The 19310-nt window shown below is 57.5% G+C and carries 17 protein-coding genes; all 17 read left to right on the top strand.

The features are described from left to right. Window positions 1-2 precede the first annotated feature (2 nt). Complete coding sequence (locus tag F3J38_RS09550; protein ID WP_167137535.1) at window positions 3-383, top strand: DUF4150 domain-containing protein; 381 nt, start codon at window positions 3-5, stop codon at window positions 381-383. A 138-nt stretch (window positions 384-521) separates the two neighbouring features. Then, window positions 522-1025 carry an SH3 domain-containing protein gene (locus tag F3J38_RS09545; protein ID WP_167137532.1) on the top strand — a complete coding sequence of 168 codons (504 nt, stop codon included), beginning with the start codon at window positions 522-524 and terminating at the stop codon, window positions 1023-1025. After that, the gene (gene tssJ / locus F3J38_RS09540; protein ID WP_167138841.1) at window positions 1025-1516 is read left to right on the top strand and encodes a type VI secretion system lipoprotein TssJ; all 492 of its coding nucleotides are present in this window, start codon (window positions 1025-1027) and stop codon (window positions 1514-1516) included. The genes F3J38_RS09545 and tssJ overlap by 1 nt, the downstream gene beginning before the upstream one ends. A gap of 19 nt (window positions 1517-1535) precedes the next feature. Then, complete coding sequence (gene tssK, locus F3J38_RS09535) at window positions 1536-2879, top strand: type VI secretion system baseplate subunit TssK (protein WP_167137529.1); 1344 nt, start codon at window positions 1536-1538, stop codon at window positions 2877-2879. Between the two features lie 21 nt (window positions 2880-2900). After that, entirely contained in the window at window positions 2901-4124 is a 1224-nt protein-coding gene (locus F3J38_RS09530; protein ID WP_167138839.1) for a DotU family type VI secretion system protein, read from the top strand. 11 nt (window positions 4125-4135) lie between these two features. Continuing rightward, on the top strand, window positions 4136-7729 hold the full coding sequence (gene tssM / locus F3J38_RS09525; protein ID WP_167137526.1) for a type VI secretion system membrane subunit TssM: 3594 nt from the start codon (window positions 4136-4138) through the stop codon (window positions 7727-7729). Between the two features lie 114 nt (window positions 7730-7843). Beyond that, window positions 7844-8515, top strand: a complete 672-nt coding sequence (gene tagF / locus F3J38_RS09520) for a type VI secretion system-associated protein TagF (protein WP_167137523.1) — start codon at window positions 7844-7846, stop codon at window positions 8513-8515. Window positions 8516-8525: 10 nt separating this feature from the next. After that, entirely contained in the window at window positions 8526-9536 is a 1011-nt protein-coding gene (gene tssA, locus F3J38_RS09515) for a type VI secretion system protein TssA (RefSeq protein WP_167137520.1), read from the top strand. 39 nt (window positions 9537-9575) lie between these two features. After that, window positions 9576-10136, top strand: a complete 561-nt coding sequence (gene tssB / locus F3J38_RS09510; protein ID WP_205298206.1) for a type VI secretion system contractile sheath small subunit — start codon at window positions 9576-9578, stop codon at window positions 10134-10136. Further along, a complete protein-coding gene (gene tssC / locus F3J38_RS09505) occupies window positions 10129-11628 on the top strand; it encodes a type VI secretion system contractile sheath large subunit (protein WP_167138834.1) in 1500 nt (499 codons plus the stop codon). Before tssB ends, tssC begins: the two co-directional genes overlap by 8 nt. 62 nt (window positions 11629-11690) lie before the next feature. Beyond that, on the top strand, window positions 11691-12173 hold the full coding sequence (locus F3J38_RS09500) for an Hcp family type VI secretion system effector (protein WP_034823617.1): 483 nt from the start codon (window positions 11691-11693) through the stop codon (window positions 12171-12173). Between the two features lie 119 nt (window positions 12174-12292). Beyond that, window positions 12293-13918 carry a type VI secretion system-associated FHA domain protein TagH gene (tagH, locus tag F3J38_RS09495; RefSeq protein ID WP_167137517.1) on the top strand — a complete coding sequence of 542 codons (1626 nt, stop codon included), beginning with the start codon at window positions 12293-12295 and terminating at the stop codon, window positions 13916-13918. Beyond that, window positions 13918-14694: a PP2C family protein-serine/threonine phosphatase gene (locus F3J38_RS09490; protein WP_167138832.1), complete on the top strand. Its 777-nt coding sequence runs from the start codon at window positions 13918-13920 to the stop codon at window positions 14692-14694. Before tagH ends, F3J38_RS09490 begins: the two co-directional genes overlap by 1 nt. A gap of 9 nt (window positions 14695-14703) precedes the next feature. Further along, window positions 14704-15588 carry a hypothetical protein gene (locus F3J38_RS09485; RefSeq protein ID WP_167137514.1) on the top strand — a complete coding sequence of 295 codons (885 nt, stop codon included), beginning with the start codon at window positions 14704-14706 and terminating at the stop codon, window positions 15586-15588. Window positions 15589-15826: 238 nt separating this feature from the next. Continuing rightward, window positions 15827-16378, top strand: coding sequence for a type VI secretion system baseplate subunit TssE (gene tssE, locus F3J38_RS09480; protein WP_167137512.1), 552 nt, complete (start codon window positions 15827-15829; stop codon window positions 16376-16378). Then, a complete protein-coding gene (tssF, locus tag F3J38_RS09475) occupies window positions 16375-18246 on the top strand; it encodes a type VI secretion system baseplate subunit TssF (RefSeq protein WP_167137509.1) in 1872 nt (623 codons plus the stop codon). The genes tssE and tssF overlap by 4 nt, the downstream gene beginning before the upstream one ends. Then, the gene (gene tssG / locus F3J38_RS09470; protein ID WP_167137506.1) at window positions 18243-19286 is read left to right on the top strand and encodes a type VI secretion system baseplate subunit TssG; all 1044 of its coding nucleotides are present in this window, start codon (window positions 18243-18245) and stop codon (window positions 19284-19286) included. Before tssF ends, tssG begins: the two co-directional genes overlap by 4 nt. Window positions 19287-19310: the final 24 nt, after the last annotated feature.

Below are 19310 nucleotides of genomic sequence, written 5' to 3'. Positions count from 1 at the left end.
GCATGTTTGCAAATTGTCAGTGTGGCGGCACCGATCAGGCCCTCGCCGATGTGTGTAAAACCCCGGCGCCCGTGACCTTCGTGAATCTCGCGCTGGGTAATACCGCCGTCCCCACGGCCAGTACCGTGCTATTCACCGGCATGCCCGCCCATAACCTCTCGACCATCACGCCCATCACGCAAGGCGATGAAGCGGGTTTGTTGGGTGGCGTCGTGTCCGAAACCTTTATGGGGCTGTCACGTCACCTCACCGGCTGCAATTCGCTGTTGATCAATGGTATGCCCGCTACCCGCATGGGCAGCGTCACGCAGCAGAACGTGGCCAACGCACCCGGCGTACGTATTACGCCGAGCCAGACCACGATAGCGTTATTGGCAACCTGAACGGCATCCGGGCGTAGCGGCGCGATTTATCGCCCATTCAATCGCAGCATGACAGCCGCAGGTACGGGACATTCCCTCATGCAACACAGGTATGCAGACCTTTACGACTCAATGATGTCACACAGGATGTTGATAAACATGGAAATAAAACACAGCAAAGCCGCTTTTATCGCCGCACTTTTTGCGACGGCTATCACCGCAGGTTGCAAGGCTCCACCACCCACCGTCACCGCCGACACCCTGGAAACCAGCACCGTCAATGATGTGGCGTTGGTGCACATGCATATCGTCCAACCCCCGCAGCAGTTCAAACCGATTAATGCCGCCTATCGCACGTTATTCCCGGTGTCGCTGATCAATCGCCCTGATTACGGCGGTCTGCGTATGGAAACACTGGAGTCGGGTGCCACCTTACAGGTGCTCGGTGAGGTCGAAAACAACTGGCTCGCGGTCGCGACCCAAGACAATGGTCAGCTCAGTGGCTATATCCCATTCCGCGCCGCCGTACCCAGCGATCGTTACAGCGCCACGGTAAAAGCCCAGGCCGCCCGCCCTCGCCGCGCTCAGCAGCAGTGTATCGGCGTGGGTGAAGGTGATAAAGCTTGCCGCAAAGGCAATTCCTCCACCTGGGTTATTCAGTGATGCTGGCGCGCATCGCAGTACTCATCGGGCTGCTGATGCTGCTCAGCGGCTGCATGTCGTCCTCACGTCAGGTACCGGCCAACTGGCAGCTCACGTTAAACAGCGCACCGGGCGCCAATGAAGGCGCGCCGCTCAAAGTACGGGTACTGGTTTTGCGCTCTGATGCCAATTTCCAGTCAGCTGACTTTTACTCGCTGCAGAGCAATGCCTCCGCAGTATTGGGTGGAGATTTACTCGACACCCAGCAGCGTTTTCTCACCCGCCAACAGCCAAAACAGACGATCACCGGCAACCCGTCACTGGACGCCCACTATCTCGGGGTGATTGCGGAATACGCCAACATCAACGGCAAAACCTGGCGCGTTGTCGTGCCACTGCCGGCCCCGACTGAAACCAACTTCTACAAGTTCTGGCAGTTCTCACCCGATGCGTTGCATGGCCACGTCACCGCCACAGCAGCCGGGTTGCATCTCACAGCAAACAACGATTAAACGTACTCAGGAAGGCGCTATGCACACCGCAGACAAAGTGATTTGGAGCGAAGGGATGTTTCTGCGTCCCCACCATTTTCAGCAGTCGGAACGCTGGCTGGAAGCGTACAGCCGCAGCTGGGGCAAGCTGCAATGCCCGTGGCATTGGGGTTTCATGACCTTGATCATCGATCAGGCACTGCTGCGTCAGGGCAAACTGGCGATCAGCGAGGCCAGCGGTCTGCTGCCTGACGGCACACCTTTTGCCATTACCGGTGCGGATAACGCCCCATCACCGCTGGCCTTTACTGACCTCCAGGGGCCTGTCGATGTGGTGTTGGCACTACCAGAACAGCGCCAGGGGCAGACCGAGGTCATCTTCAGTGACGCCAGTGATTCGCTGGCGCGGTATCTCAGCCAGGATCGCGAAGTGGACGATCTCAATGCCTCATCCGTCGGCCGCGCGCCGATGCAATTTGGCCGTTTGCGTCTCTGCCTGATGCCCGCAGCCGACCTGAATGCTGAGTGGACCGCTATTGGTGTTGCGCGCGTCAAAAGCAGTGGTAACGATCGCGCTCTGACACTCGATAGTGACTACATTCCGCCACTGCTGAACGGCCATATCTCTCCCACCCTCAATGCCTTCCTCAACGATATGCATGGGCTGTTACAGCAGCGCAGTGAGCAGATGGGCGAGCGCTTGCAACAGGCCGGGCGCGGTGGCAACACCGAGATGATCGACTTTATGTTGCTTACCCTGATCAATCGCTACATCGGCCAGGTGGCGCACAGTCGTCGCTTGCCGCAGTTGCACCCTGAACGTTTGTTTAGCGAGTGGCTGCAGTTCGCCACCGAGTTAGCCAGTTGGTCGCCGTCGCGTCGACCCAGTGAACAATTGCCAGTATACGACCACGACAACCTCTATCTGAGTTTTAGCCGCCTGATGATCCAGTTGCGCCAAAGCCTGTCGCTGGTGATGGAAGAAAATGCGCTGCAACTGACGCTCACCGAACGCTCGCACGGGTTGTTTGTGGCGACCGTTTCCGACGTCAGCCTGATCCGTGATTACGGCTTTGTGCTGGCGGTACGCGCTGACTTGCCGGGTGAAACGCTGATCACTCACTTCCCGGCGCAGATGAAAATTGCGCCCGTGACACGTATCCGTGATCTGGTGCAGCTGCAATTGCCCGGCATTGGTTTACGCGTTATGCCCGCCGCCCCGCGCCAGATCCCTTGGCACTCTGGCTATGTGTATTTCGAACTGGAGCGCAGCGGCGAACTGTGGCAGCAGATGGCCAAAGCAGAAGCCTTTGCGCTGCATCTGGCTGGCGAATTCCCCGGCCTTGACCTGCAACTTTGGGCGCTGCGCCACGCGCGCAGCTAAGCACGGAGAGAAGCGATCATGATGCAGCCGCAGTCACTTAATGGCGAACTGGAAACCGCCATGCCGCATGAAAATCCGCTGGTGGCGCTTGCCAATCCACTGATCAACTCGATTGCACAGTTACGCCATTCGGTCTCCCATGACAATCCGGCTGGCCTGCGTCAGCAGCTGATTGACCTGGTGCGCCGCTTTGAAGTGGCCTGTCAGCAGGCACAACTGCCGTATGAAACCATTGTCGGCGCCCGCTACTGCTTGTGCACCTCACTGGATGAAGCGGCCGCTCTCACCCCTTGGGGCAGTCGTGATGTCTGGCCGCGTAGCGGGCTGCTGGTGACGTTCCATAACGAAACCTGGGGCGGCGAGAAGTTCTTTCAACTTTTGGCGCGGCTGTCACAGCATCCACAGCAGAACATCTTGCTGCTAGAGCTGATGAACGCCTGCCTGCTGCTGGGTTTTGAAGGGCGCTATCGCATCATGGAAAACGGACGCACCCAGCTCGAAACCTTGAAGTTGCGCCTGTTACAGCTGATCCGCTCGGTGCGTGGGCCTTATCCAGCGCCGCTGTCGCCGCAGCCCTTGGATGAACCGGTACAGCAGAAGCTGTGGAAGCCGCTGATCCCACTGTGGAGTTTTGCTGCCTTGCTGGCCCTGCTGGGGTGTGCGGTGTATATCGCGCTCAACTGGCGTCTCAACCACTTTACCGCGCCGGTGCTCTCAGCCATTTACCAAACTGACCTGCCGAAAGTCGACATTGCTCGCCCGGCCGCGCCAGCCGCTCCCACACTGGATCTGCGGCATTTTCTGGCGCCGGAAATTGCTGAAGGATTGGTGTCGGTGCGGGATGAAGCCACACGCAGCGTGGTGTTGCTGCGCGGCGACGGTTTGTTTGACTCCGCCGCGACCACTATTCGCGAACGTTATCGCCCGGTGATCCGCCGCATCGCCCAAGCGATGGATAACGTCAACGGGCAGATCCGCGTCAGTGGCTACACCGACAACGTGCCGATCCGCAGTGCGCGCTTCAACTCCAACTACGCGTTGTCACTGGCTCGTGCCCAGTCGGTGCAGGAGATGCTGGCTCAAGACCTGCGGCAGCCACAGCGCATCATCGTTGAGGGACGTGGGGAGAGCAATCCGCTGGCAGCGAACGATTCCGCCGCCAACCGCGCTCGCAACCGCCGTGTAGAGATCACGCTGCTGGTCGCGCCCAAGCAGACTGAATCTGAACTCAACAGCGTGCATTAAAAGGAATAGCCATGATTCGCACTGTCTTTTCCATCGCCACCAGCCGCCTGATGTGGAGCGGTCTGGGTATTACGGCACTCTGTTTGCTGATCTGGACCGTGGGTCCACTGGTGGCGATTGGCGATTATCGTCCGCTGGAGTCCGCACTCTATCGTTACATTGCCATTGCGGTGCTTTACGCGCTGTGGCTGAGCTATCGCGTGGTCCCGCGCCTGTGGCGGCGCTGGCAGAATCGCCGTCTGGTGCAGAAAATGGCCCCTGCCCCCACGGAAGCCGCAGAGCGCGATGAGATGTCAGCGGAACACCCTCTGGCCGAGCGCTTCAGTGAAGCCACCCAATTGCTGCGCCAGGCGCGTTTTAACCGCCCAGAAAGCCGTCGCTGGCCGCGCTGGATGCAAAAACTGAATCGGCAATATCTTTATCAACTACCGTGGTACATGTTGATTGGTGCACCGGGCGCGGGAAAAACCACGGCGCTGGTCAACTCCGGACTGCACTTCCCTTTGGCGGCGCAGTTTGGCAAAACTGCCCTACGCGGCGTCGGCGGAACGCGACACTGCGACTGGTGGTTTACCGATGAAGCCATTCTGCTGGATACCGCGGGGCGCTATACCACCCAAGAGAGTGACCGTCAGCAAGATGCGCAGGAATGGCGCAGCTTTATGGGGCTGCTGAAAAAGTACCGCCCACGTCAACCGGTTAACGGCGCCATTATCACCATCAGCGTCGGCGACTTGCTGAGTGAATCTGAAGAAGCACGCCACCAGCAGGCCAGCGCCCTGCGTAAACGTCTACTGGAGTTGCGCGATCAACTGGCGATCCCCTTCCCGGTTTACGTGCTGGTGACCAAAACCGATCTGCTGAAAGGCTTTACCGCCAGTTTCGGCGCGATGAACAAGGCACAGCGCGACCAAATCTGGGGCTTTACCTGGCCGTGGAGTGACCAGCAACTGGCGGTGGGCAATGAGTTTGAGCCACAGTTTGATCGCTTGCATCAACGCCTTGACGCCGGTTTAGCCGACCTGATGATTAATGAGCATGACAGCGTGAAACGTGCAGAGATGTACCTGTTTCCGCAGGAGTTCTTAGCCCTGAAACCGCTGCTCAAGCACTATCTTGACGTGGTGTTTGCCACTTCCGGTTATGACGCGAAACTAATACCGCGCGGCGTCTATTTCACCAGCGGCACGCAGGAAGGTCTGCCCTTTGACCGCGTGATGGGGCAAATGAGCCGCGCCCTCGGTTTACCGGCGCTGAGAGCGGCGAACAGCGAACCTGCACAACCTGGCCACGGCCAGAGTTTCTTCCTGCAACAGATGCTGACCGAAGTGGTGTTTAAAGAAGCCGGACTGGCAGGCATTAACCGCTGGTGGGCGGTGCGTAACCGTCTGGTGCATTTAATTACCTACGGCGTGCTGGCACTGCTGCTGTTCGTCGCGCTGATTGCCTGGGTTACCAGCTATCACCACAACAAAGCCTATCTGGCAGATGTTCAGCAGCGCGTACCGGATGTTGAGAAGCAAAGTAAGGCGCTGTCGCCACTCAACGGTGAAAACATCTTTGCGCAGCTGCCGTTCCTCAATAGCCTGGCGGGACTGCCCAACAGTGACAAGCTGTCTGATTTACAGCAACCGCCGCTCAGTTGGCGTGCTGGGTTGTACCGCGGTGAAGAGGTGGCCACAGCGTCTGACTCCCTTTATCAGCGTGCCTTAGAGCAGATGCTGCTGCCGGTGATCGCCCGTAATATCACCGACTGGCTGCGCAGCGATAACGGCAGCGATGTCGATTACAGCTACGAAGCGCTGAAAGCCTATCAGATGCTCTATCTACCCCAGCATTATGACGGCAAGTTCCTGCATGCCTGGGTGATGCTGAATGTACAGCGCACCCAAGGTGCCAACGCCCCGCAGGCGCAGCTCAAAGCGCTGGATTATCACCTCGGCCAGCTGTTGGATGACAAAATCAATGCTTCGCCCTTTGAACGCGATGAGCCGTTGGTGGTACGCCAGATTGAGATGATCAGCCGTTCCCCGCTCTCCACACGCGTTTATGGCCGCCTTAAGCGTTTACTGCTGCCGCGCGTCAATCCCGGCGTCAGTCTCATCAACCTGAGCGGCGCGCAGACTGAACTGGTGTTCAGCCGGAAAAGTGGTCAGCCGCTGACTGAAGCCATTCCTGGCTTCTTCACACCAGCGGGTTACTGGGGGCCGTTTAACAGCAACATTAAAAATGTCGCGGCCAGCCTGTTACAGGAAGACCGCTGGGTGCTGACGCGCCGTGAAAGCACCGATGAGCAGAACACGCTGGAAGAGACGGTGCGCCGTCTCTATCTCGACGACTATATGCGTCAGTGGGATGCGCTGTTGCAGGATATTCAGTTGCAGCCGATCAATAACCTCGGTGAACGCATCAACACTGCTCGCCTGCTGTCAGGTCGCACTTCGCCGCTGCGCCAGATGATCATCAATCTGAGCCGCAACCTGACGTTAACCCCGCCCGAGGATGAAAAGGAAAAGCAGGATAAACCGTCGCTGCTGGAGCGCAGCACCCACTACGTCAACAATAATGCCACCGCGACACTGCAAGCGCTGTTCCGCGCACGTAAGGCGGCGCAGAGCGGCAATATCGAAGCACCTGAACAGCGTGTCATGGCCCACTACGCCAGCATCATTGAGCAAGCACAGGTGAGCGACCCGAAAGAAAGCAGCATCCCGTTCGACGCACAGCTGAAAGATATCGACGATCTCTATAGCTATCTCACAGCCGTGCAGGACGCCAGCAACAGCGGCATGTCGCCACCGGACAGCAGCATCATCTCCCGCATGCAGGCTGATGCTGGACGGCAGCCCGAACCCTTCCGCACCTTGCTGCTGGAACTGGCCGTCGGCGCCAGTAGCGATACGCAGAAGCGCAACATGAGCAATATGCAGAAACGGGCAGGTGTTGAGGTGGGCAGCTTTTGCCGCAGTGCCATTGCGGGACGCTATCCGTTTAATCGTAACGCCACCAGCGACGTGAAGCCCGATGACCTGGCACGGATGTTCGCCCCAGGCAGTGGATTAATGGACAGTTTCTTCCGCGACAATCTCGCCAGCAAAGTGGATACCACACACAGTGAGTGGCGATATGCGCCAGGGGTGGACGGGAAAACGCTGCCGGGTGGCACCGCGCTATTACGCCCGTTCCAACAGGCACAGGCGATCCGGGAAGCGCTGTTTGCCAATGGTGCCAGTACCCCCTCCTATCGCCTGACCATCACGCCGATCAGTATGGATAACAGCATCCTCAATCTGACCCTCGACGTCGACGGTCAATTGATTCGGTACAGCCACGGTCCGCAAACCCCTCAGGTAGTGAACTGGCCTGGCAGCGGTAACACCCAACAAGTGCGCATGCAGATTGGTCTGACCGATGGCACCACCAACACGCTGAATACCACGGGCCCGTGGGCACTCAACCGCCTGTTTGATAAAGCCAGCTTGCATCCCGGCAGCAATCAGAGTCAGCAAGCGACATTTTCGCTCGGTGGTCATCAAGTGGTGCTGGCCTACACGCCTAACAGCGTGCGCAACCCGCTGCAACTGCCGGGGTTCAGTTGCCCATGAATACCGCACCTCAGCAAGTTAAATGCGGGCATCGCATTTCGTAGGGTGTGCATTCATGCGCACCGGAAACACGCACAAGGTTGCCATCAATGGCGCCCCTACAAGGACCTGTCAATGCAGCAATCCTCACAATTGGGCTGGTACGGCAAACTGCCCGGCAGCGGTGACTTTATGCGCCGCCGCCTGCCCACGCGGCTGGTGGAGATCTGGGCGCAGTGGTTCCAGAACAGTTTGCCTCGGCTGGCGCAGCAGCCTGCAACCGGTCGTGCACCGGTGTGGAATTTCATTGTTCCCGCCACGCTCGGTGTACCCATGATTCAGATGGGCTGCCTGCTACCCACTCGCGATCGCGTGGGCCGACAGTATCCACTCTGTGCCATGCAACTGTTCACGCCGCAGCACTGGCACGCTATGCAACTACACACCGCGGGTGATTGGTATTACCAACTGGGGAAAACCCTGACGCTGGCGGTGCAGAACCGCTACAGCGGCGATCAATTCGATGCCGCGTTGAACGCCTTACCGGCACAGCTCGCGCGACCACCGCAGTCAGATGTGTTTGATGTGATCGGTTATCAGGATACCCCCTGCAATCTGAACTGGCCGCAGGTGGCGCACTATTTCGATCCGGCTCAGTACAGCAGTTTTTGGTGGAGTAACCAAAGCGATGGCAGCGCCTTCTACAGCCATTCGCACAGCGGCAATTTCACCACGCAGCTGTTCCTTCGTTTGTTCAATCCTCCCCATGTCAGCCGCGGCGAACCGCCGCTGTTTGGCCAGTTTTAACGGTGACAAGATGAATGTAGACGCCCTGCTTAAACCACTGCGCGACGACGCCCCCTGCGGCGATGACCTCGAATATGACGCGGCCTTTATGGCGCTGGAACAGGCGCGTAGCGGCAAAGCCGAACAGCAGTTTGGCAACACCATCATTCCTGCTGAGCCACCAGACTGGCAACAGGTGGCCCAACAAGCCGAGCAGTTACTGACGCGTACCCGTGATATTCGTTTGCTGTTGATCCTCACGGAAGCCTGGACCCACAACCAGGGCCTCGCCGGTTGTGCAGCAGGATTCACCTTGCTCAGTGAGGCGTTAGCGCGTTACTGGCCGACGCTGCATCCCGCGCTGGAGTTTGATGGTGAACCGGATCTGCTGATGCGCGTCAGTGCATTAGCTGTGCTCGGCCCACAATCTGGCTTGAGTCGTGCGCTGCGCAACAGCTGGCTTATCAAAAGCAGCACCGGGGAAATCACGCTACGCGATGCCATCGCCCTGCTGGACGGCAGTAAAAGTGAAGTCGCCGATTTTCCCGGCGGTGTCGCGCGGTTACGAGAAATGCTGCAGCAACCCGGCTTCGCCAGCGGTGAGGCCATCCGCACCCTCACGCAGCATTTCACCACGCTGCGACTCTTTCTGGAGCAGCATCTGGAACGCGCGGATATGCCGGATCTGGCCGCCAGCGAGAAAGCCCTTGCGCTGTTGTTGCCCCTGTTGCCGACGCATGACGAACCCGCCGCTGAGGCGATTCCTTCGGAAACCGCTGAAGCGCCTTCATCATCGTCTATCGCCGCGCCGGTTCAGACCGCTCACTGGCAACAGGTGCCATTACAGTCGCGCGCCGACGCCGAACTGATGCTGGAGAAAGTGCGCCTCTATTTTCTCCAGCATGAACCGAGCCATCCGGCGCCGATCATGCTGGAGCGCGTACAGCGTCTGATCCAACTCGACTTCCTCGACATTATTCGTGACCTGGCGCCCGACGCCGTCACCCAACTGCAGGGCCTGTTTGGCCGTGCGGGCGAATAAAACGCCTGAATCTCAGGCACATCACTCATGGAGAAAACTATGGCTAACTTCCCCACCATTAAACGCGCCCGCAGTGGACAGAAGTTCATCTCGCGCAACCGAGCGCCACGCGTGCAGATCGAGTATGACGTGGAGATTTATGGTTCAGATCGCAAAGTGCAGTTGCCTTTCGTGATGGGCGTGATGGCGGATCTGGTGGGGCAACCCATCGAGGATCAGCCGGAAATTGCCGAGCGTAAGTTCCTCGAAGTGGATATTGATAACTTTGATGAGCGCATGAAAGCGCTGAAACCTCATCTGGCCTATCACGTTGATAACACCCTGACCGGTGAAGGCAAAGTTGGCGTCGACCTCACCTTCAACAGCATGGATGACTTCCTGCCCGATGCCATCGTGCGTCGCGTCGAACCGCTCAATGAACTGCTGGAGGCGAGGACGCAGCTCTCCAACTTGCTGTCGTATATGGACGGCAAAAATGGTGCTGAAGCGCTGATTGCTGAAGTGCTACAGAACCCGACTCTACTCAAAACCCTGGCAGCGGCCCCTAAACCTGCCACCGCGTCCAACGATGACAGCGAAACGGAGAAACATGATGAGTAATGCCGCATCCCAAACCGCACGTTTACAGACAGACACCGTGACGCAAAGCGATTTCAGTGCTTTGTTAAACAAAGAGTTTCGTCCTAACAATGATCAGGCACGGGACGCCATCTCGCAGGCTGTACAAACGCTGGCCGCCCAGGCGCTGGAGAATACACTGCCCGTTTCGGACGATGCCTATCGCACCATCCAGGCATTGATTGCAGAAATCGATGCCAAGCTGTCACAGCAGGTTAACGCCATCATGCACCACGAGAGTTTTCAGCAACTCGAAGGGGCGTGGCGCGGTCTGCACTATTTGGTGAACAACACCGAAACCGATGAGATGCTGAAAATTCGTGTGATGAGCATCAGCAAACGCGAGCTGAGCCGCACGCTTAAGCGCTACAAAGGCGTGGGCTGGGATCAAAGCCCACTGTTCAAGAAAATCTACGAAGAAGAGTATGGCCAGTTTGGTGGCGAACCCTACGGCTGCCTGGTCGGCGACTACTACTTTGACCACAGCCCGCCCGATGTTGAGCTGCTGGGAGAGTTAGCGAAAATTGGCGCGGCGGCCCACTGTCCGGTGATCACCGGTGCGGCTCCGAGTGCGCTGCAAATGGAGTCGTGGCAAGAACTGGCGAACCCACGCGATATCACCAAAATCTTCACCAACACCGAATATGCAGCCTGGCGCACCCTGCGCGAGAGTGAAGACACCCGCTATCTCGGCTTGGTGATGCCACGCTTCCTCGCACGTCTGCCTTATGGTGTGCGCACCAATCCGGTGGACAGCTTCGATTTCACCGAAGACACCGAAGGCGCCACCCACAAAAACTACACCTGGGCCAACGCGGCCTATGCCATGGCGGCCAACATTAACCGCTCCTTTAAGCAGTTTGGCTGGAGCACCTCTATTCGTGGCGTGGAATCCGGCGGCTCGGTGGAGAATCTGCCGTGCCACGTGTTCCCTACCGATGACGGCGGCGTGGACATGAAATGCCCAACGGAGATCGCCATCAGCGACCGCCGTGAAGCCGAACTGGCGAAAAATGGCTTTATCCCGCTGGTACACCGCAAGAATTCGGACTTTGCCGCCTTTATCGGCGCGCAATCGCTGCAGAAGCCCGAAGATTATTACGACGCCGATGCCGCAGCAAACGCCCAATTGGCTGCGCGTCTGCCGTATCTGTTCGCCTGCTGCCGCTTTGCCCATTACCTGAAGTGCATCGTGCGCGACAAGATTGGTTCCTTCCAGGAGCGAGCCGACATGGAGCGCTGGCTGAACTCGTGGATCATCCGCTACGTCGATGGTGATCCGGTTAACTCTACCCAGGAAACCAAAGCGCGTAAGCCGTTGGCTGACGCCCGTGTAACCGTGGAAGAGCAAGAAGATAATCCAGGCTACTACGCCGCCAAATTCTTCCTGCGCCCGCATTACCAGCTTGAAGGCCTGACGGTATCACTGCGTCTGGTTTCGAAATTACCTTCGCTGAAACAGCAGCAAGGCTAAAACCCTCTGGGCGCACGTTCCCGCCCATTTTGCTTGTTCATTACTAAAGGAGTTCGACCCGCATGACCATTGCAATGTATTTGAAGCCAGAAGGTGTTGAAGGCGAATCTAAAGACTCAGCGCACACGGGCTGGATCGACATTCTCTCTTTCAACTGGGGTGCCAACCAGCCAAACAACATGAGCGTCGGCGGCGGCGGCGGTGCAGGTAAAGTAAATTACCAGGATCTGCATGTGCACGCGCGTATTGATAAAGCCACACCCACGCTGATGTTGTACTGCTCCAACGGTAAGCACATCCCTACCCTGGAGTTTCACGTCACCAAAGCCGGTGGCTCGCAGATTATCTACAACAAAATCAATCTGACCGAAGTGCTGGTGACCAGCGTGCAGTTCACCGGTTCACGTGATGATGACACCGTTGGCATTGAGTACTCGTTCCAGGCAGCACAGGTCGAAGAGATTTACACCCAGCAGTCCGAAGACGGTGCAGCAGGTGCGGATACCACCTTTGGCTGGAACATCAAAACCAACACCGCGTCGTAATCGTTTCGAGCGGTTGGTGCAGGCGGCCTCGCTGTCGCCTGCCTGTCCGTAACAAACCGTAGCGGTGTGATACATCGCGCCGCTACGGTTTGCATCACCCCTTTATGCAGGTAATGCCTATGCGATTCACTCTTGTTGACAGTAAAAACGGCGTTCAGCCACCGCTGACCAGCGTCGATTTCTATCCTCCAGGCGGCACCATTGGCCGCAGTGAAGACAATAACTTTATCCTGCCGGACGACAGCCGTGCCATCTCACGCCTGCAACTGCTGGTGCACACCTCTGCTGAAGGTGATTGCCGTATCACTAACCGTGGCAACGTGATTAACGTCGATTTTAACGGTATTCCGTTAGAGCATGGTCGCCAGGTTGAGTTGCAAAGCGGCGACCTGCTGGGTATTGGGGATTACACGCTGGAAGTCAGCGCTATAGATGGTCAAATGCCTGCACCGCGCGTAAACAATGCACAGGCAACCCAAGCGAAACCGATACAGCGCAGCGTGGAGTCCACGGTACCCGGGGAAATTTGGGAGAGCTTGTCGCGTGATTTCACCGCCCCCAAAGTGGCACCCGCGATCGCTGAAACCCACCATCCACTGACACAACCGGCAGCCAAAGCCTTAAACCCGATAGATCCGCTGGCACAGGAAGCGCAGCATACTGAGCTGGCGCAGTTGGATGTACGCGAGAACGATCCCGCACGCCTTTTCGCCGAAAGTGACCTGTTCCAGCAACCGACCATACTGCAAGATGCCACCCCCACAACACTGCGTGACCAACCGCAGGTGGCGCATCAGCAACCACAAACGGAAATCGATCCCTTAGCGCTGTTTGGCAGCAGCGGCAGCGCACAGCCCGATAGCAGCGATCCTTTCGGGCTGATGAATGCGCAAGCGCAGCCTTTAACACCGCCTGATCTGTTCCAGCCCGAGGCGGCCCCGGCTATCGCTGCGGTGCCGACTCCCGCCCCCGCACCGATCCCGGAAGTGCAGCAACCGGCGGAACCGGCGCCGATCCCGACGCCGCGCATACAGCAAATCAGCCCTGAGCACTCGAATGCCAGCCGTGCCAGTGGACGTATGGGCATTGATCCGGTCAGCTATAAAACCGCAGCCCAGCGACGCGCTGCCAACACGCCAGGCGTCGATGCCGACCTGTTGCAGGCATTTCTTAACGGTGCCGACCTCGCAGATATTGATGCCAAACCCCATCTTGACCAGGAGCAGATGCATTTGCTGGGTCAGTTGCTGAGCCTGTTTTCGCAAGGCACGGTGGCACTGCTCTCTTCTCGCACCATGCTGAAGCGTGGGGTCAATGCCGAGATGACGATGATCCTCGAACAGGCCAACAACCCGTTCAAGCTGCTGCCGTCGGGGAAAAGCGTGCTGGTGCAGATGTTCAGCAGCCAAATGCCGGGATTTATGGAGCCGGAGAAAGCAGTGCGCGATGCGCTGGTTGATTTACAGGCGCATCAGCTGGGGATGATCGCAGGCATTCGCGCCATCATCACCGCGATGCTGCAATCCTTTAATCCTGACACGTTGCAGCAGGAAGAGAGTGGCCGTCACCTGTTTGCCGCCTCACGTAAAGCCGCGCGCTGGGACAGCTTCGTGAAGCGCTATCAAACCATTGCCAGCGAAATCGACGACGATTTCCACACGCTGTTCGGTGAAGCCTTCCTGCACGCTTACGACGTCGAAGTGAACCATTACAAAGACCTGCAAACGCAAAAAACGGATAAATGATGAATATAACGTTCGCGTCCATCAGCCATCAGGGCAAACGTAGCAGCAATCAGGATCGACTCGCGAACGCATTGGGCGCACGCGCCGCCTGCTTCGTCATGTGTGACGGTATTGCCGGACAACAGGGTGGCGATACGGCAGCGCGTCTGGCGTGTGAAACCATCATGACGCAATTCGACGGCGATAATCATCTCGATGCGCAGCTGATCCGGGGTTATATCGCTGCGGCCAATCAGGCCATCAAGCAACAGCAGCATCGCGATGATGTTTTAAAAAACATGGGCACCACCTTAGTGAGTTTGTTTATCGATCGTGACTATCAACTCGCTTATTGGGCACATGCCGGTGACAGCCGGCTCTATCACTTCCGCCGTGGCTACCTGCTGGAAATGACGCGCGATCACAGTCTGGCTCAGCGCATGCAGGATGCCGGTTACCCCTCAGATGCTATCAATCAGAACCTGCTCTATTTCGCGTTAGGCATGAAAGAAGAGCGCGAAGCCAGCTACAGCGACGTGTTGGCGCTGGAAGACGGTGATGTTTTCCTGCTGTGCACGGATGGATTCTGGCATGAGATGGAAGTCAGTGACCTGGAACAGACACTGCGTATGGTCAGCAATCCGCAAGAGTGGCTGGCATTGCTACAGCGGATGAAACCCGACGACAACGGCGACAATTTTAGCGCCATGGCGGTGTGGATGGGTGACCCGCAGGAGTCGACCCTGCTGAGTTCGTTCAGTGATGCGCAGCGCATTTTGCTGTCACAGCGTGACTGAGGAGATGCCATGAAAATCGCTTCCACAATGTTGCTGTCGCTGCTGCTGATGCCGTTAGTCAGCGAAGCAAAAAGTGTGCGTATCGTTTGGTCCCCCACGCTGCGCCTCAGCGCCTGGTTGGATAACGTGGTCGATGGTCGGGTAAAAAGTTGGTGCGACGAGAGCGTGGCCCTGCACTTCGAGCCTCAAGGTGAGTTGAAAAAGGATGCTATTGAGACATTTGTGCCGCAGGTGGGCCAGCTATTGAAACGCCAGTGCCGCGCACTGAATGCGTTGCACTGGACGTTGATCGACAGCAGTGGCGAAGCGGTGCGCGAAGGTGATGTGACGGAGAAAGATAACTGGCGCATCCCGCCGAAACCGAAAGCGGTCATTGCACAGGCTGACACCACCCCGTGGCAGCGTTTTCGCATCAATGATCGCTGTCAGCTCCGCACCTATTGGCCTGCCTCAGGCGATGCGCGCTTCACGTTTGATGCCCATCCGCAATGTGACAAAGACGACTGGATAAACGGCGCGGGTACGCTGCATCAGGGGGAAATCACCACCACATTGTGGTTCCTGCAGGGCTATCCACTGATTGACCTGCCCGCTGGCGCGCACGATGCACAGGTGGTGTCGGCCAACAACCAACGCCTGATCCTCGCCAGCGCGGACGATGCGCAAAGTTGGCTGCTGCTGCCCTGGGATCCCGACCACCTTGCCTGGCGTTTTCACGGCGATGTGCTGATGAAAGCCAGCGAAGCACAAATGCGCGATGACAACGCCAACGCCCAGCTGATGGCCGATGCGCTACATCGTTGGCAGATCGACGCCAGTGCCAGCCAGCTGAATTGGCATCGGTTTGACACCCTACGCTTGCAACAGCGCGACCCGACACAGCCAGCGAGTTAGCCCCTCTCTGTTGCGGCACGATTCATCGTGCTGTTCCGAAGCCGTATTGCTGCTGAAAAACGCGCCATCACTTGCGCCGCTTCAGACCAGGCAACCGCAGGAAACCGTTGCGGCACGATTCATCATGCTTATCCGAATCTGTGTCGCTGCTGAAGAACGCACAATTAATTGCGCCGCTACAGCCTGGCACGCGCGTCGTCGAGTGCGCATTGATGCGTACCGCTATCAAGGAGCCACAATGAAACCCCATCCCGACAGTTTCAACGGCTGGCAGGCACGCAAGCAACAGCGCATTACCGCTCAGGATGAGATGCGCCCCAGCCTGCTCGACCGCCTCACGGACGATCATCCCGAACAACAAACCATTGAGCTGGGACGTCAGTCGGTCAGCCATCAGACGCTGCGCACTCAGGTACTGCGCGACCTGCAGTGGTTGTTCAACTGTATCAACAATGAAAGCCAACATGATCTGCGCCCCTGGCCAGACGCGCGCATGTCGGTGATCAATTTTGGATTGACGCCGCTGGCAGGTAAGCGCATGTCGGAGATTGAGTGGGATGACGTCCGCACCGCGCTGCGCCGTGCCATGTTGCAGTTTGAACCGCGCATTATCCCGCACGACTTACAAATCCGCTGCCTGACGGATGTCAACGCACTCAACAATCACAACACGCTCTCCATCGAAATCAGCGGCAATCTCTGGTGCATTCCTTGGCCGCTGGCGTTTATTTTTCGTACCGAACTCGATCTGGAACACAGCCGCTTTGACCTGAAGGACGCAGATGCATGAATCCTCAACTGCTTGATTACTACAATCGTGAACTTAACTACTTACGCGAGCTGGGCGCAGAATTCGCCGAGCACTACCCGAAAGTGGCTGGCCGTCTGGGCATGCAGGGTATTGAGGTCTCCGATCCCTATATCGAACGCTTAATGGAAGGATTTGCGTTCCTGACCTCGCGCGTGCAGTTGAAAATGGACGCCGAATTCCCCCGTTTCACTGAACAACTGCTGGAAATGATCTACCCCAATTACCTGGCGCCCACGCCGTCGATGGCGATTGTTGAGTTTCAGCCCGATCATATGAAAGGCAAAATTAGCAGCGGTTTCTCAATTCCACGCGGTTCACTGATTGAAAACCAGGCGATGAAGAGCAAAGGGATAAGCTGTAAATACCGCACTGCCCACGATGTGACGCTGCTGCCGCTGCAACTGCGCGAAGTTTCGCTGGGAGGTATCCCGGCTAACTTACCCGTTTCCGCGGCCCAACTTGCCCAACGCGGGGCGGTGCGCGCCTTACGCATTCGACTGCAAACCACCGGGAACATTCCGCTCCATCAGTTAGAGATAGAGGATGTGCGTTTCCACTTGAGCGGCGCAGATTTGACTGCCAGTGCGTTGATGGAGTTACTGATGGCGCACTGTGTTGGTGTGCTCTATCGCAGTATCGACAATGCACAACATCTGCTGCTGGAGGCTGACGCGCTGCAACAGCAGGGATTCGCCAACGAAGAGGCGCTACTGCCTGACGACTTACGCAATTTCACTGGCTATCGGTTGCTGCAGGAGTATTTTGCTTTCCCCGCCCGCTTCCTGTTTTTCCGTACCCACGGATTGCAACCCCTGGTGAAACAACTGCGCGGTGCCACCGAGATGGAAATTGTACTGCTGTTAGATAAAGCGGAAGACGACCTGGAAAGCCTGGTGGATGTGTCACATCTGGCGCTGCACTGCACGCCGGCCATCAATCTGTTCCCTCGCGTGGCGGAACGTATTCAGCTCAGCGAAGGACGCAACGATTATCATCTGGTGGTCGATAACACTAACCCGATGGATTATGAGGTGTTCAGTGTCAGCCGCCTTTACGGCAGTGGCCAATCGCTGCATAAAGAGCAAGTGTTCCGTCCTTTCTGGCACAGTTTTGGTCGCGATAATGGCAATTATGGGGCCTATTTTTCGCAACGGCGTGAGCAACGCACCCTGTCGGACCAGGCCAAAATATACGGGACGCGCACCGGCTACGGCGGTTCTGAATTGTTCGTCACCCTAGTAGATGAACAGCAATCGCCTTGGTCCGAAGAGGTACAGTACGTGATGGCGGATGTGCTGTGTACCAATCGCGATTTACCGCTGCTGTTGAAACAGCAAGGTATGGATCAGTTCACCCTTTCCACCTCCGCGCCCGTTTTGGGCATTCATCTGCGCAAAGGTCCGAGTGCACCACGCCCAGCGCTGGCAGCCGGTGCCTCAGCCTGGCGCCTTATTAGCCAGTTGCAGCTCAATTACCTGAGTTTACTGGAGAGCGAAGGCGATGAGGGCGCGGCCTCACTGCGCCAACTGCTGGCGCTGTATGCCGATACTGCCGAAGCGGCGACCTCGCGCCAGATTGCAGGCGTCAGACAATGTGAGCTGCGCCCGGTCTTTCGTCGCGTGCCAGAGCCTGGCCCCATTGTCTTCGCACGCGGTATTGCTATTACCCTGACCCTTGATGAGCAAGCGTTCGGCGGTGCCAGCCCGTGGCTGCTGGGCAGTGTCCTCGCCACGCTGTTTCGCCGCATGGTGGCAATCAACACCTTTACCGAACTGACGGTTAACAGCACGCAGCGCGGAGAAGTGGGTTACTGGCCGCCGCAGATGGGCAAGAGGTCACTGCTATGACTGCGATGCAACAGGGCTGGCGAATTGCCTGTCGTTTGCCCGATGATTTCTGGCAACAGCGCCGAGCAGCACCTTTCCAGCACGATCTTTTCCAATTGCTGCGACGCCTTGATGCCCAAGCAGGAAGCATGTGGCAACTTGGCCGCGCCCCACTGCCGCGTCATGAACCTTTGCGGCTGGGACAAGCACCGTCGCTGGCATTCGCCCCCGCCACGCTTGCGGGAATACGCCAGCGCAACCACGATGCGCTGCATGAAGTCGATATCTGGAGTTTTGGCCTGTTTGGGCCAAATGGTCCACTGCCGCTGCATCTCACTGAGTATGCCCACGAACGCGTGACCCATTTTAGCGACCGCAGCATGGTGGCATTCTGCAATCTGTTTCATCACCGCCTGATCCTGCTGTTTTACCGTGCATGGGCCGATGCGCAGCCTGCGATTGCGCTTGATCGCCCGGACCGCCATCAATTCAACCATTACCTCTCCTGTTTAACCGGGGTCGGCCAACCTGCACTGCAGCAGGATCGTGGCAGTCTCAATGAGCATGCACGCTATGCCTTAGCCGGGCATTTCACCCGGCAAACCCACGATGGCGAGGGATTAACCCGCAGCCTGAGTTGGTATCTGCAGGTGCCTGTGACGATCAAGCACAATATCCCGCAATGGATGCAGATAGGCGAACGCGAACAAGCCCAATTACGTGCCGGTAAACATGCACCGCGTCTCGGTGAAACGGCATTTCTCGGCGGTGCGGTCCGCGACATTCAACACAAGTTTCGCCTGCGGTTTGGCCCGCTGCGTCTGGACGATTATCAAGCGCTGCTCCCCAAAGCACGCAACGCACAGCAGGTGGTGGATTGGGTTCGTCACTACCTCGGCGTCGAGTACAACTGGGAGGTGCAATTAGAACTGCACCGCGAGGATGTCACGGGTGTGGCACTCGGCAGCAAACAGCCGCTCGGCTACACCAGTTGGCTCGGTGAGCAGCCCTCGCCGCGCCATCGTGATGATTTGATTTACCAGCCTGATATGCAGCACTAAACCAGGTGCGCATAAATGCGCACC

This window comes from Candidatus Pantoea formicae (assembly GCF_011752625.1).
GTDB classification, from domain to species: domain Bacteria; phylum Pseudomonadota; class Gammaproteobacteria; order Enterobacterales; family Enterobacteriaceae; genus Pantoea; species Pantoea formicae.
This window is presented reverse-complemented; position numbering and strand designations above follow the sequence as displayed.